This window comes from Actinomadura sp. K4S16, from assembly GCF_008327685.1.
Lineage (GTDB): Bacteria > Actinomycetota > Actinomycetes > Streptosporangiales > Streptosporangiaceae > Spirillospora.
The window spans coordinates 401130-415117 of sequence record NZ_BDDE01000012.1; the positions used below are offsets into that span (position 1 = coordinate 401130).

Sequence of the window (13988 nt, forward strand, 5' to 3'; positions counted from 1 at the left end):
GGGTCAGCCCGCGACCTGCCAGCGCGCGCCGTTCCTGCGCAGGACGAAGCTCGCGGCGAGCAGGCCGCCGGGGCGGGCGGGCGCGCCCTTCCACCGCAGGTCCTCGAACCGGACGGTGCAGTCCGCGCCGCCCGGGCCCACCTGGCAGGCCGGGACGGTCACGCCGCGCAGCGCCGCGAGGTCCTGCGGGCGCAGCTTCGCGCGGACCCTGCCGAGCCCCGAATGGCAGCGGCCGGGCCCGCCGAACACGCGCCGCTCGTAGGCGGGCGCCAGGTACGCGCACGCTTTGACGTTCCCCACCGCGACCCCGCGCAGGTACTTGTAGAGCGCCATCCGTGCCGGGAGCGTCCGTCGCTGCGGTGCGGCGGAGGCGGACGCGTCGGGGGCGGGACGGGAGTCGCCGGGCTCGGGGGTGAGCGGCGGCATCGTGACCTCGTTCCCGCCCCCGCACCCCGCCAGCAGCGGGAGCAGTGTCAGGGCGGCGACGAACCGGCGGGCGCGCACGAAGACCTCCTGGGGGCGCGAAGGCGGCCCGATCCTCCCAGCCGACCGGCCTTCGCGTCCATGGCACTCCCTACGGGGAGCCGCCTACCGGTAGCCCAACCCGTGCCCGGCGGGTTTTCCGCCCGCGGGCACCGGCAGCCTGCCCGTGGGCTTCACCGCCCCGCTCAGCACCTTGGCCAGGGCGTCCACCGACACCCGGCTGGAGGAGTAGGTGGCGAGCGCCGCCTTCGCGCCGCCCGCCGAGTCGAGGTCGTAGGGGCGGCCGAGCGCGGCGACGACCACCGGTCTGGACCCGAGCGCCCGGATCCGGGACGCGGTCGCCGCCCCCGCGTTCACGGTGGTCAGCACCGTGACGTCGGCCGAGCCGGGCGCCGCCGTCGCGACCCCTTGCCTGCGCAGCGCCGCAAGCAGCCGGCCGCTGTCCGGCCCGGACACGGCGACCTTCCTGCCCTTGACCGGGAGCAGGCCGCCGTCGTTGCGGACGAGGGTGACCGCGTGCTCGGCGACCCGCCGCGCGGTCGCCTTGTGCGCGGGCGTGCCGACGGCCGCCGCGGCCTTGGCCGGATCGGCGGCCGTCCCCTGGAACAGGCCGCGCCGCTGCTTGAGCCGGAGGATCCGCGTCACCGACTCGTCCAGCCGCTTCTGCGTGATCTTCCCGGTCCGGACGGCCTTCACCACCGCGTCGTAGGCGCGCGGCAGGTCCGGGGGCATCAGCAGCTGGTCGGCGCCCGCGTTGATCGCCCTGACCGGGACGGCGGCGTCGCCGTACTTCTCGCGGACCCCGGCCATCTCCAGCGAGTCGGTGGTGATGACGCCCTGGTAGCCGAGCTTCTCGCGCAGCAGCCCCGTCAGGACCGTCTTGGAGAGCGTGGACGGGTCGCCCGACCTGTCGAGCTTCGGGACGACGATGTGCGCGGTCATGATGAGGTCGACGCCCGCCGCGACGGCCGCCTTGAACGGGGGCGCGTCCAGCTTCTCCCACGTCCGCGGCGAGTGCCGGATCACCGGCAGGCCGGTGTGGCTGTCGGTGGCGGTGTCGCCGTGGCCGGGGAAGTGCTTGGCCGCCGCCGCGACCCCGGCCGCCTGGAAGCCGCCGATCGCGCCCTGCACCAGCGTGGACGCCAGGGCGGGGTCGGACCCGAACGAGCGCAGCCCGATCACGGGGTTGCGCGGGTTCACGTTGACGTCGGCGTCCGGCGCGTAGTCGAGGTTGATGCCGACCGCGCGCAGCTCGGCGCCGGTGACCTGCGCGGCGGCGCGCGCGTCGGCCGGGCTGCGGGTCGCGCCGAGCGCCATGTTGCCGGGGAACGTCGTGACGAACGGCGTCCGCGACACGATGCCCTGCTCCTCGTCCACGCCGAGCAGCAGCGGGATCTCCGAGGCCTTCTGCAGCGCGTTGGACTGCGCCGCCGTCCGCGCCGGACTCCCGATGTTGCCGGGGAAGTAGATCAGCCCGCCGACGCGGTACTTCCTGATCTTCGCGAGCGCGTCGGCGCGGCTGGAGAAGGTCGGCACGAACAGCTGCCCGACCTTCTCCGGCACGCTCATCTTCGCCACCCGGCCGGGGATCCACGCGTCCGCCGCCGCGCTCGGCGAGGCCGGGGAACCGGGCGCGGCGGAGCGGGCGGACGGCGTCCGCCCGCTCTTCCCGCCCTCGCCGCCGCCGCAGCCCGCGGCCCCGCCTGCCAGCAGGACCGCCGCCGCGAGCGCGAGGGATCGTGAGGCACGCACCCGACCAGGCCCCCCGGGATGGTCTCGGTCACTCGGTCGCATCGGACGCCCGCGACCGTAGCCGCCCCCGGGGGCCGCTGTCGACTCGATCTCTCCCGGCTCGGCGGCGGCGCCCCGGGTCAGGTGCGGCTCTCCCGGCTCAGAAACCGGTCTCCTCGTTCAGCGCGGACTCTCCCTCGTTCAGCGCGAGGTGGTGGACGGGTCAGGGGTCGCGCCGGCCTTCGCCTTGGCGGCCTTGCGGCGGGCGAGCTCCGGCGGCACGGCGGGGGAGGGCGTGGTGGAAGGGGAACCGCCGTCCCGCCCGCCGGGCTTCGGCTCCCCGGGGGTCTGCCCGGACCGGTTCTGCTTCGCCGGGTCGGCGTCGACCCAGTTCGCGGCCGCGCCGGAGAACGCGGGCTCGGGGAACGGCAGGGCCGGCAGGTCGCGGGAGGCCTTGTCCATGAAGGACTGCCAGATCGTCGCCGGCAGGTTCTCCCCGGCGACCGTCCCGGCGAATCCGGGCAGATCCCGCAGCGGGGCGGCCTTCGCGTTGCCGATCACCACGGCCGTCGAGACCTGGGGGACGAAGCCGACGAACCAGGCGGCGCGGTTGTGCTCGGTGGTGCCCGTCTTCCCGGCGGTCTCACGATCCGGCAGCGCCGCGCGCGTACCCGTCCCGCTCCTGACGGTGGCCCGCAGCGCGTAGGCGGCCTGCGCCGCCTGCTCGGGGTCCAGCACCCGGCGCCCCGGCCGGTCCCAGGGCAGCGGGACCCGCCGGCCGTGCGCGTCGACGACCCTGGTGACGAGGTGGGGCACGACGGCCGTCCCGCCGTTGGCGAACGCCGCGTACCCGGCGGCCTGGGTGACGGCCGCGACGTCGGGGGTGCCGAGCGCGACCCCGGCCTGCCCCCTGAATGGCGCGAGCGCCGAGGCGGGCACCCCGAGCAGCCGCGCGGTCTCCAGGACGTCCGGGATGCCCGTCTTCAGCGCGGCCTTCACGTATCCGGTGTTGACCGACAGGGCCGTCGCCTTGACCAGGTCCATCGCGCCGAGCGAGCCGATCTCCTCGTCGTTCTCGACCTTGTAGCCCGGCGCGGTCATCGGCGTGACGTCGCCGTTCGGCGCGAACTTCTGCGGGGAGCGGCCGCTCACCCTCGTCCGGACGCTGAGCCTCTTGCGCAGCGCGGCGGCCAGCACGTACGGCTTGAACGTGGAGCCCGCCTGCGCGACCGGCGCGAACACCGAGTCGATCTGGCTGCGCTTCGGGTCGCCGCCGTAGAGGGCCCTGACCGCGCCGGTCCGGGAGTCGACGGCGACGAGCCCGGCGTGCACGGTCCCGGGCCACCGCGGCTCGTCCGCCGCGCGCATGGCCTGCTCGGCCTGCCGCATCCAGCGCTGGTCGAGCCCGGTGTAGATCTTCAGGCGGCCGTTGACGACGCCGTCCATCGGGATGCCGACGCTCGCGAGCTCCTCCTCGACCCGGTGCCGGACGAGGAGGTCCTGGCCGGACAGGCCGACGCCGGTCCACTCGTCCTGGGTGCGGGGGAAGCGCTGCCGGTCGGCCTCGGCCCGGCTGAGCCTGCCCATCGAGACCATCCCGTCCAGGACGTACTTCCAGCGGGCGCGCAGCGCGCGGGCCGCGGGGCCGTCGCCCTGCGTCCGGAAGTACGCCGGGCGCTGGATCATCGCACCGAGCAGGGCGCACTCGGCGGTGTCGAGCTGCCAGACGTCCTTGTCGAAGTAGGCGCGGGCCGCCGCCTGCGCCCCGGACGTCTGCCGGCCGAAGTAGATCGTGTTGAGGTAGAGGTCGAGGATCTCGTCCTTGCCGCGGTTCCGGTCGAGCTTCATCGCGATGAAGATCTCCTTGACCTTGCGGTGCATCGTCCGGTCGCGGCTGAGCCCCTTGAAGTAGTTGCGGGCGAGCTGCTGGGTGATGGTCGAGCCGCCCTGCGTGTCGCCGCCGGACGCGTTGTTCCACAGGGCGCGGAACGTCCCGCTGGGGGAGACGCCGTGGCCGCCGTAGAAGCCGCGGTCCTCGGCGGAGAGCACCGCCCAGCGCAGCCGGTCGGGGATCTGGTCGTGCCGGACGTTCTCCCGGTTGGCGCCGAGGCGGAACAGCGGCGTGCGGCCGTCGGCGTAGTAGACCGCGGAGCCCTGGTCGGTGACGCCGTCCTGCGGCTGCGTCGGCACCGGCGTCCGGATGTAGGCGACGACGACGGTGGCGGCGGCCAGGACGACCGTTGTGGTGATCATCACGATCGCGGTGCGGCCCGGCCGCAGCCGGGTGCGGACGGCGCGAGGCAGGCGGGTGAGGGCGGGCCGGAGACGGCGCGCCCTGGGCAGGGAGTGCATGGGACCTCGTTCGACGTGGAGTACGGAGTCGGCCGTCGTCCGGGCCAGGGAGCACAGGGGCGGGCATGCGTGGGCATGCGCCCGGGCAGGGGGCGCATGCGGGTCGTGGAGCATCCCGCGCGGACGACGCTGCTGAGTAGTTGCAGCCGAATCTGTAGAGCCACGTCTGTGGCCGGTGGTCCCGCGGGACACGGCCCCATCGGGACCGCTCCCACGGCTCTGTCACCACCGTGGTAACAGCTTAATCACGATGGACCCCTGGATCGCAGGTGTTTGCGGATCTTCAGCGGGGTCCATCGCGATGAACCTGGCGGCCGGGCCGGGCCGGGTCGGGACGGCCGGGCCGGAGGCGGGCGGGCCCTCCGCCGCGGCGGCGGGGACGGCTCAGCCGGGCAGCGGGTGGCCGAGGCGGCGCAACGCCATCCCGGCCGCGCCGACGGCCCCGTCGCCGGCGCTGCGCGGCGGCTCGGCGAAGCGGGCGCGCAGTCCGGAGCGGACGGCCTCGGCGACGGGGCCTTCACGGAGCACCGAGCCGTGCATGACGACCGGTGCGCAGGGATCGGACAGGGCCGGGCGCACCGCGTCGACGTCGGCCAGCAGCCACTGCGCGGCCTCGTCGGTGATGCGCCTGGCCACGGGATCGCCGGCGGCCGCGGCGGCGGCCACCACCGGGCCGAGCCGGCCCAGCGCCGCCGGCGGGCGGCCGTAGACCTCCTTGATGATCGCTTGGGCGAGCCGGGGATTGGGCGGGGTCCCGGGCGTCTCCGGATGGCAGGGCGCCCCGCCCCCCGGGGCGGGATAGCGGGCGGACGGCGGATAGGCGGACTCGGGCGACAGGACGGCGGTGCCCGAGGCGCGCCCGCCGGAGGAGCCTCCTCCGGCGGAGAGCGCCGCGGCCTGCGGCACCACGGAGCCCGGTGACGGCGAAGGGGCGCCGGCCATGGCCAGCGCCCTTGGGTGGCGGGGTCTTCGCCGTTCCGAGTCGATCTCCGCGACCACGGTGGCGCCGAGCAGCGCCCGGGGGACCGAGTCGGTGAGCAGCGTCGGGGAGCCGCGGCCGTCGTAGGCGGCGAGCGCGGCCCGGACGGCCTCCTTCCCGAGCCACACCGCCGAACCCTCGTCCCCGACGAGCCAGCCGTAGCCGTCCGCGCGCTGCACGATCGCGCCGTCGTTGATGACCGCCGCGCCGGCGCCCGTGCCGGAGAACACCACGATGCCCTTGGGCTCGCTGGTTCCGGCGGCGAACGCCACCGCGATGTCGGTCACCACCGCGGGCGAGCCGCGCAGCCCGACGGACTGCCAGGCCCGCCGGGCCGCCGCGACGGCGGCGGGCCGGCCGGCCGAGCCGGCGCCGGCGATGCCGAACACGCCGGTGAGGATGTGGGTACGGTCGAGGTCTCCGAGCGCCTCCCGCAGGGCGGTGGTCAGCGCCCCCGCGGTGTCGCCTCCTGAGTTGGGGTTGGCCCCTGGGCCGGTGCCGGAACCGGCCAGGGCTCCCCCGAGCGTCAGCACGACGCAGCGGGTCTTCGTGCCACCCGCGTCGATACCGACCACGTAAGGACCGGCCAAATGGGTCAACACATGGCGACCGTAGCCTTTCCTAACGTTGACGTGACATCCTGCGCGTAAGAAAATTTCCTCCATGAGGAAACCCATCGGCCCCGGTCGGGGCCCCGAGCGGGGGATCACGGGGGAGCCCGCTGCGCCACGGGACGACGCGGCGGGCAAGGACAAGGACGCCACGCCGCTGAGCACCGTGGTGCGGGTCCGTTCGCTGCTTCCCTCGCTGCCCCCCGCCGAGCGAAGAGTCGCTCAACGCGTCATCGACGACCCCGAAGGGGTCGCCAACTCGACCATCACCGAGCTCGCCCAGAACTGCGGCACCTCCGAGACGACCGTCATCAGGTTCTGCAGGGCGATCGGGTTCCATGGTTACCCAGAGCTGCGGCTGACCCTCGCCACCGAGGCGGGACGGGCCCAGAGCGCCACCGGCGGCCGGGTCATCGGCAGCGACATCAGCCCAGACGACTCGCTAGAGCAGATCGTGGAGAAGGTCACCTTCGCCGACGCGCGGGCCGTCGAGGAGACCGCCGCCCAGCTCGACATCAAGATGCTGGAGCAGGTCGTGGACGCGGTCGTCGCCGCCGACCGGGTCGACGTCTACGGCGTCGGCGCGAGCGCGTTCGTCGCGGCCGACTTCCAGCAGAAACTGCACCGCATCGGCCGGGTCTGCTCCGCCTGGGCGGACGCCCACATCATGCTGACCAGCGCCGCCGTGCTGAACGCCGGCGACGTGGCGATCGGCATCTCGCACACCGGCGCCACCGTGGAGACCATCGACGCGCTGGAGGTCGCCAAGACCAGGGGCGCCAAGACCGTCGCGCTCACCAACTTCCCGAAATCCCCCATCGCGGAGGTCGCGGACCTGATCCTGACGACCGCCGCGCGGGAGACGACGTTCCGCTCGGGCGCCACCGCCAGCCGGCTGGCGCAGCTCACGGTGGTGGACTGTCTCTTCGTCGGAGTTGCGCAGCGCACCTACGGGTCTACCCGCAAGGCCCTCGAAGCCACGTACGAGGCGGTCCGCGGACGGACCGTGCGACCCGACCGGAGGCGTCGGTGATCGATTGCGAGCTCCCCACGGAGGGACGGAACCCCCGGACCCTCGACGTCGACACGCTGCCGACCATGGAGGTGCTACGCCTGATCAACTCTGAGGACGCGACCGTGCCGAGGGTCGTCGCCTCCGTCCTGCCCGAGGTCGCCCGGCTGGTCGACCTCGCCGTGGAGTCGCTGCGCGCGGGCGGCCGCGTGCACTACTTCGGCGCCGGGACCTCCGGCCGGCTCGCGGTGCTCGACGCCGCCGAACTCCCCCCGACGTTCGGCATCTGGGGCCGGGTCGTGGCGCACCACGCCGGCGGCCCCGGCGCGCTGTCGCAGGCCGTCTCCGACGTGGAGGACGACGTCGAGCTCGGCCGCCGGGACGCCCGCGACGTCGCGCCGGGCGACGTCGCGATCGGCATCGCGGCGAGCGGCCGCACCCCGTACGTGGTGGGGGCGCTGCGCGCCGCCGCCGCGGTCGGGGCGCGCACCGCGCTGATCAGCTGCAACCCGCACACGCCGTACGGGGCCGAGGTGGAGGTGCACATCGGGCTCGCCACCGGACCCGAGGTGATCAGCGGGTCCACCCGGATGAAGGCGGGCACCGCGACCAAGCTGGTGCTCAACTCCTTCTCCACCACCCTGATGATCAGGATGGGGCGCACCTACTCCAACCTGATGGTCAGCGTGAACGCGCTGAACGCCAAGCTGCGGGCCCGGCTGGTGCGCATCCTCACCGAGGCGACCGGGATGGACGCCCGCACCTGCGAGAACGCGCTGTCCGAAGCGGGCGGCAACACCCGCGTCGCGCTGGTCTCCCTGCTAGGCGAGGTCCCCGCGTCCCGCGCCACGATGGTCCTGGAGGAAACAGACGGCGGCGTCCGCGAAGCCCTGCAGAGGCTTAGATCGGCGTAGCAGTGCCTACTGCATCCCCCTCCTCCTTCGGGCCTGGCGGCCCTCCATCGTCGGGAAACGCGGGGCGATCGCTGCATCGCTCCGTCTCGCCTTGGCGGCTCGCTGCGCGATCAGGTTCTCGCTCCGCTCGAACCTGCCTTCGGACGCGATCGCAACCGTTGGGGTCGTCGCGGGGTTGCGGCGGATGGCTGATGTGGTCGGGACACGAGTCGGTGAAGGAGGTGGGCTGCCGGGGTTGTGCGCAGTGCCCGCCGGCGGCGGGCACTGCGGCGGTCGGGTCAGGTTTCGTGGCGGCGTAGTTCCTGGCGGGCGACGGTGCGGACGTGGACCTCGTCGGGGCCGTCGAAGATGCGCATGGCGCGGACCCAGGAGTACATCGCGGCCAGCGGGGTGTCGTCGGAGACGCCGGCGGCGCCGTGCACCTGGATCGCCCGGTCGAGCACCTCGTGCGTGATGCGGGGCACGACCACCTTGATCGCGGCGATCTCCGTCCGTGCGCCCTTGGCGCCGTGCCGGTCGATCAGCCAGGCGGTCTTGAGGGTCAGCAGCCGGGCCTGCTCGATCGCCATCCGCGACTCGGCGATCTGCTCCCGGACGACGCCCTGCCTGGCCAGCGGCCCGCCGAACGCCTCGCGGGAGAGGGCGCGGCGGCACATGAGCTCCAGCGCCCGCTCCGCCATGCCGAGCGCCCGCATGCAGTGGTGGATGCGGCCGGGCCCGAGCCGGGCCTGCGCGATCATGAACCCGTCGCCCTCGGCCGCGAGGAGGTTGGACGCGGGCACCCGGACGTCCTCGAAGAGGATCTCCGAGTGGCCGTGCTGGTCCTGGTAGCCGAACACGGGCAGGTGCCGGACGACCGTCACGCCCGGGGTGTCGCGCGGCACGAGCACCTGCGACTGCCGCCGGTGCGCCGGCCCCTCCGGGTCGGTCTTGCCCATCACGATGAAGATCTTGCAGCGCTCGTCGGCGGCGCCGGTGATGAACCACTTGCGGCCGTTGACCACGTACTCGTCGCCGTCCCGGACGATCGAGGTGGTGATGTTGGTGGCGTCGGAGGAGGCGACCTCGGGCTCGGTCATCGCGAACGCGCTGCGGATCTCCCCGTCCAGCAGCGGCCTGAGCCAGCGCTCCTTCTGCTCGTCCGTCCCGAACATGTGCAGGACTTCCATGTTCCCCGTGTCGGGCGCCGCGCAGTTGACCGCCTCCGGGGCGAGGTCCGGCGAGCGCCCGGTCAGCTCGGCGAGCGTCGCGTACTCCAGGTTCGACAGCCCGGACACGTCCGGCAGGAACAGGTTCCACAGGCCGCGCCGGCGCGCCTCGGCCTTCAGCTCCTCGACGACCGGCGGCAGCGCGTGCGGGTCGTTCTCCGCCCGCCAGGCGGCGTAGACGGGCTCGGCCGGGTACACGTGCGCGTCCATGAACTCCTGGAGGCGGTCCCGGTAGTCGCGTGCCTTCGGGCTGAGTTCGAAGTCCATGGGCGGCATTCTGACAGAACGGGATTCGGTCGATTCGCCGGGGATCGCCTACCATCGGCGCGTGAGCGTCAAAGCTGTGATCATCGACTGGGGCGGCGTACTCACCTCCCCCTTGGCCGACGCAATCCAGGTCTGGCTCGCCGCAGACCGCATCGACGTCGAGCGCTACAAGACCGTCATGCGCGCCTGGGTGAAGCAGGCCTACGACGGTGCCGGGACGAACCCCATCCACGGCCTGGAGGACGGCTCCCTGCCCACCGCCGAGTTCGAGCGGCTCCTCGCGGCCGAGCTGCTCACCGTCGACGGCGACCCGGTGGAGGCCGCCGGGCTCATCACCCGCATGTTCGGCGCGTTCGCCCCGGTCGAGCCCATGTACGACGCGCTGCGCGCGGTCCGCTCCACCGGCGCCCGCACCGCCCTGCTGTCGAACTCCTGGGGCAACGAGTACCCCCGCGACCTGTTCGCCGAGCTCTTCGACGCGGTCGTCATCTCCTGCGAGGTCGGGATGCGCAAGCCCGACGAGCGGATCTTCCGGCACGCCCTGGACCTGCTCGGCCTGGCCGCCGCCGAGTGCGTCTTCATCGACGACATCGAGCACAACGTCCGCGCCGCCGAGTCGCTCGGCATCCGCGGCATCCTGCACACCGCCCCCGACACCACGATCGCCGAACTGCGCGGAATGGACCTGCTGCCCTGACCGTCTGGCAGACTTGCTGACCGTCATGCGCGTCTACCTGCCGTCCACGCTCACGCTGCTCGCCGGCGTCCACACCGCCCGGGAGATCGGCCCCGCGCCGCTCGCCGCCCACGCGGTCACGCCCGCGCTGCGCGAGTGGTACGCGGGCGGCGACCTGGAGGAGCTGGAGTACGCGGCGATGTCCGCCGCCGCCCGCGCCTCGCTGCGCCTGCTCGCCGCCGACCCGTCCGCCCCGCGCCGCCGCGTCGTGCTCGCCGCCGAGGTCCCCGACGACCAGGTCGCCTGGGCGCGCGGCGACGCGGCCCTCGGCAACGGGGAGCGGGCCCTCGTCGAGCTCGCCGCCCCCGTCCCGTGGAAGCGGATCGCCTCCGGCCACGTGGACGACCCGGACGCCGTCCCCGACATCGCCGCCGCCGTGCAGGCCCTCGCGGCCGCCGACGCCGGCGACGACGACGCCCGCTTCACCGTGGACGGCGCCGAGGGCCACGAGCTCCTCTGGTACGCCACCCAGGAACTCGCCCACCTGCTCGACTAGCGGCCCCGGCGCGGGGTAGGTCCCTCGGCACGTCGGACTATGCCGTCGGATCGCAGGGAGACGTCAGATGGACGCCGTCACCACCGTGCCGGTTCCGATGAACGAACCGGTCAGGACGTACGCGCCGGGAAGCCCCGAGCGGGCCGCGCTGGAAGCCAGGATCAAGGAGCTGGGCGGCGCGCAGACCGAGCTGACCATGGCGATCGGGGACGAGCGGCGGATGGGGGCGGGCACCCCCGTCGACGTCGTGGAGCCGCACGACCACGGGCACGTCCTCGGCCGGATGGGCGAGGCCACCGAGGCGGACGTCACCGAGGCCATCGCCGCCGCGCGGGAGGCGGCGCCCGCCTGGCGGGCCATGTCCTTCGACGACCGCGCCGCGATCTTCCTGCGCGCCGCCGAGCTGCTCGCCGGGCCGTGGCGGGCCACGCTGAACGCCGCGACGATCCTCGGCCAGTCCAAGTCGGTGCAGCAGGCCGAGATCGACGCCGCCTGCGAGCTGATCGACTTCTGGCGGTTCAACGTCCGGTACGCCCAGCAGGTCCACGAGCAGCAGCCGCTGTCGTCGCCGGGGGTGTGGAACAGGCTGGAGTACCGGCCGCTGGAGGGCTTCGTCCTCGCGATCACCCCGTTCAACTTCACGGCGATCGCCGGAAACCTCCCGACCGCGCCCGCCATCATGGGCAACGTCGTGGTGTGGAAGCCGTCCCCGACGCAGCAGCTCGCCGCCCACCACACGATGCGCCTGCTGGAGGCCGCCGGCCTCCCGCCCGGCGTGATCAACATGGTCACCGGGCACGGCCGCGCCGTCTCCGCGGTGGCGCTGCGCCACCCCGAGCTCGCCGGCCTGCACTTCACCGGCTCGGTCGCCACCTTCCAGCAGCTGTGGCGGACGGTCGGCGAGAACATCGCCGGCTACCGCGGCTACCCCCGGATCGTCGGCGAGACCGGCGGCAAGGACTTCGTCGTCGCGCACCCGTCCGCCGACCCCGCCGTGCTGAAGACGGCGCTCGTCCGCGGCGCCTTCGAGTACCAGGGCCAGAAGTGCTCCGCCGCGTCCCGCGCCTACATCCCGCGCTCCATCTGGGACGGCATGCGCGACGACTTCTGCGCCGAGGTCGACGCCCTCACCATGGGCGACGTCGCCGACGACCTGTCCGCCTTCATGGGCGCCGTGATCGACGACCGCGCCTTCGCCAAGCACCGCCGCGCCATCGAGCGCGCCCGCGGGATCGACACCATGCGGATACTCGCCGGCGGCGAGACGGACGACTCGCGCGGCTACTTCGTGCGCCCCACCGTCCTGGAGTCGTCCGACCCCACCGACGAGATCTTCACCACCGAGTACTTCGGTCCGATCCTCGGCGTCCACGTCTACGACGACGTCGACTACGACAGCGTCCTCACCCAGATGGAGGGCGTCTCGGACTACGGCCTGACCGGCGCCGTCGTCGCCGACGACCGCGCCGCCGTCGCCGAGGCCACCGAGCGCCTCCGCTTCGCCGCCGGGAACTTCTACATCAACGACAAGCCGACCGGCTCGATCGTCGGGCAGCAGCCGTTCGGCGGCGCCCGCGCGTCCGGCACCAACGACAAGGCCGGCTCGATCTTCAACCTCACCCGCTGGACGAGCGCCCGCTCCATCAAGGAGACCTTCGTCCCGCCCACCGACCACCGCTACCCCCACATGGGCTGAGCTCCCCGCCCCTTCACGACCGGTCGAAGCGGTGAGAGGCTTGACGATAGGCTCGCCTCGCCGTCCGAGGGGCGGCGTCTGTGCACACCCCCTGGAGCCGTCATGGGAACGGGATGTCGACGCTGAACCGTCTCGTGCTGTGGAACATCGACCACACCCTGGTCGACGTCGGACGGATCACCCGGGACGCCTATGCCGAGGCGTTCCAACGGATCATCGGGCGGCCGCTGCTGCGCCTTGCGCCCACGCCCGGCCGCACCGAATCCGAGATCATCTTCGAGACCCTCGCGTTCAACGACGTCGTCACCACCGACGACCACCTCCCCGCCTTCTTCGACGCGCTGGCCGAGGCGTTCGCGAGCCGCCGCGCCGACCTGCGCGCGCACGGCCGCGTCCTCGCCGGCGCCCGCGAGGCCGTCGAGGCGCTCGCGCACGTGCCCGGCGTCGTCCAGTCGGTGCTGACCGGATCGCTCCAGCCGAACGCCGTGCTCAAGGTGACCGAGCTGGGCCTCGCCGGCCGCCTCGACCTCGAAGCCGGCGGCTACGAGAACGGCGTCTACAGCAAGGCCGCCCTCCTGGAGCTCGCCCGCACCCGCGCCGGGGAGCGGCACGGCGCCCGCTACCCCGAGTCCGCGACCGTCTACATCGCCGACTCGCCCCGCGACGTCCAGGCCGCGCACATCGCCCGCTCGCCGGTCATCGCCGTCGCCACCGGCAGCGCCACCGAGGCCGAGCTGCGCTCCGCCGGCGCGGACCGGGTCCTGGCGACGCTCGCCGACACGAACGCGGTGGTGAGCGCGGTCGCCGAGCTGACCCGGATGTGAGGCGCCGCGAGAAGACCCCCGGACGGGACGAAGATGTCACCTCGGGAGGGCAGCACGACGGGCACGCCGTCGATAACTTCGGGTAATCACTTGACAACGAGGAGTGATTATCGTGACATGCCGTGCGCTCGCCGTGTCCACCGTCCTCGCCGCGGTCCTCGGCGCCTCCGCGCTCATCCTGACCACGCCCCCGGCCGACCCCGTCCAGGCCGGCGCCGAACGCGCCGGAGAGATCTCCGTGTGCGAGCAGGTGGAGCCGCGGATCCCCCAGGTCCAGGGACGGAACTGCAACCCCGGCCAGTGGGGTCCGGTCTCGGACGTCACCATCGTCGACCGCCGCAGCAACGACACCTACCGCTGCCCGACCGGCGCGGCCGAGGGGTCCCTGTGGGTCAGCGGTGAGAACTGCCGCTTCCTGAGGGGCTGATCCCCTCCCCGTGGAACGGCGCTGCGAGGGCGCGTCCATCCCGCGGTCCTACATACCGCCGCGCATGGCGGTGTGCCCCGTTCGACCTGCCCGTTCTCCGGGGTGTGTGGGAGCGGAGGATGTGCGGGGCGTTTTCTGTGTGGGAGTGCGGGGTTGCCCGAAGATGCGTTTTGACCTGCGATAGGAGGGGTTGCCGGGCTTGACGGCGGGCACGGCGGGCAAGTTGCACGGTGTGCCGGGCGGGGCCGATAT

General features: G+C 73.5%; 12 protein-coding genes. 7 read left to right on the forward strand and 5 right to left on the reverse strand.

What is annotated here, in order from left to right:
* Window positions 1-3 precede the first annotated feature (3 nt).
* The 4 genes from K4S16_RS13200 to K4S16_RS13215 form a co-directional block, all read right to left on the reverse strand.
* Window positions 4-504 carry a hypothetical protein gene (locus tag K4S16_RS13200; protein ID WP_149259190.1) on the reverse strand — a complete coding sequence of 167 codons (501 nt, stop codon included), beginning with the start codon at window positions 502-504 and terminating at the stop codon, window positions 4-6.
* An 84-nt stretch (window positions 505-588) separates the two neighbouring features.
* Window positions 589-2235, reverse strand: a complete 1647-nt coding sequence (locus K4S16_RS13205; protein ID WP_149259191.1) for a glycoside hydrolase family 3 protein — start codon at window positions 2233-2235, stop codon at window positions 589-591.
* A 180-nt stretch (window positions 2236-2415) separates the two neighbouring features.
* Entirely contained in the window at window positions 2416-4566 is a 2151-nt protein-coding gene (locus tag K4S16_RS13210; protein WP_160160897.1) for a transglycosylase domain-containing protein, read from the reverse strand.
* A 384-nt stretch (window positions 4567-4950) separates the two neighbouring features.
* Complete coding sequence (locus K4S16_RS13215) at window positions 4951-6147, reverse strand: N-acetylglucosamine kinase (protein WP_235036766.1); 1197 nt, start codon at window positions 6145-6147, stop codon at window positions 4951-4953.
* A 61-nt stretch (window positions 6148-6208) separates the two neighbouring features.
* Between K4S16_RS13215 and K4S16_RS13220 the strand changes: the two genes are divergently transcribed.
* Together K4S16_RS13220 and K4S16_RS13225 are read left to right on the forward strand one after the other, a co-directional pair.
* Entirely contained in the window at window positions 6209-7189 is a 981-nt protein-coding gene (locus K4S16_RS13220) for a MurR/RpiR family transcriptional regulator (protein WP_235036767.1), read from the forward strand.
* On the forward strand, window positions 7186-8082 hold the full coding sequence (locus tag K4S16_RS13225) for an N-acetylmuramic acid 6-phosphate etherase (protein WP_149259193.1): 897 nt from the start codon (window positions 7186-7188) through the stop codon (window positions 8080-8082). The genes K4S16_RS13220 and K4S16_RS13225 overlap by 4 nt, the downstream gene beginning before the upstream one ends.
* Before the next feature lie 278 nt (window positions 8083-8360).
* On the opposite strand, the gene K4S16_RS13230 is transcribed toward K4S16_RS13225, so the two are convergent.
* A complete protein-coding gene (locus K4S16_RS13230) occupies window positions 8361-9557 on the reverse strand; it encodes an acyl-CoA dehydrogenase family protein (RefSeq protein WP_149259194.1) in 1197 nt (398 codons plus the stop codon).
* Between the two features lie 61 nt (window positions 9558-9618).
* On the opposite strand from K4S16_RS13230, the gene K4S16_RS13235 reads away from it, so the two are divergent.
* From K4S16_RS13235 to K4S16_RS13255, 5 genes are all read left to right on the forward strand, one after another.
* On the forward strand, window positions 9619-10254 hold the full coding sequence (locus tag K4S16_RS13235) for an HAD family phosphatase (protein ID WP_235036768.1): 636 nt from the start codon (window positions 9619-9621) through the stop codon (window positions 10252-10254).
* A gap of 25 nt (window positions 10255-10279) precedes the next feature.
* Window positions 10280-10789 carry a DUF6912 family protein gene (locus tag K4S16_RS13240; RefSeq protein WP_149259566.1) on the forward strand — a complete coding sequence of 170 codons (510 nt, stop codon included), beginning with the start codon at window positions 10280-10282 and terminating at the stop codon, window positions 10787-10789.
* Window positions 10790-10856: 67 nt separating this feature from the next.
* Window positions 10857-12485 (forward strand): L-glutamate gamma-semialdehyde dehydrogenase, encoded by a 1629-nt coding sequence (gene pruA / locus K4S16_RS13245; protein WP_149259196.1) that lies wholly within the window; start codon window positions 10857-10859, stop codon window positions 12483-12485.
* A 113-nt stretch (window positions 12486-12598) separates the two neighbouring features.
* Window positions 12599-13309 (forward strand): HAD family hydrolase, encoded by a 711-nt coding sequence (locus tag K4S16_RS13250; protein ID WP_149259197.1) that lies wholly within the window; start codon window positions 12599-12601, stop codon window positions 13307-13309.
* 112 nt (window positions 13310-13421) lie between these two features.
* A complete protein-coding gene (locus K4S16_RS13255) occupies window positions 13422-13736 on the forward strand; it encodes a hypothetical protein (RefSeq protein ID WP_149259198.1) in 315 nt (104 codons plus the stop codon).
* The last annotated feature ends 252 nt before the right edge of the window (window positions 13737-13988 follow it).

Bases quoted from the DNA above. Each gene is read 5' to 3' on its own strand.
- pruA (WP_149259196.1), top strand. From the start codon at position 10,857: ATGGACGCCGTCACCACCGTGCCGGTTCCGATGAACGAACCGGTCAGG.
- K4S16_RS13230 (WP_149259194.1), bottom strand. From the start codon at position 9,557: ATGGACTTCGAACTCAGCCCGAAGGCACGCGACTACCGGGACCGCCTC.
- K4S16_RS13240 (WP_149259566.1), top strand. From the start codon at position 10,280: ATGCGCGTCTACCTGCCGTCCACGCTCACGCTGCTCGCCGGCGTCCAC.
- K4S16_RS13210 (WP_160160897.1), bottom strand. From the start codon at position 4,566: ATGCACTCCCTGCCCAGGGCGCGCCGTCTCCGGCCCGCCCTCACCCGC.
- K4S16_RS13250 (WP_149259197.1), top strand. From the start codon at position 12,599: ATGTCGACGCTGAACCGTCTCGTGCTGTGGAACATCGACCACACCCTG.
- K4S16_RS13220 (WP_235036767.1), top strand. From the start codon at position 6,209: ATGAGGAAACCCATCGGCCCCGGTCGGGGCCCCGAGCGGGGGATCACG.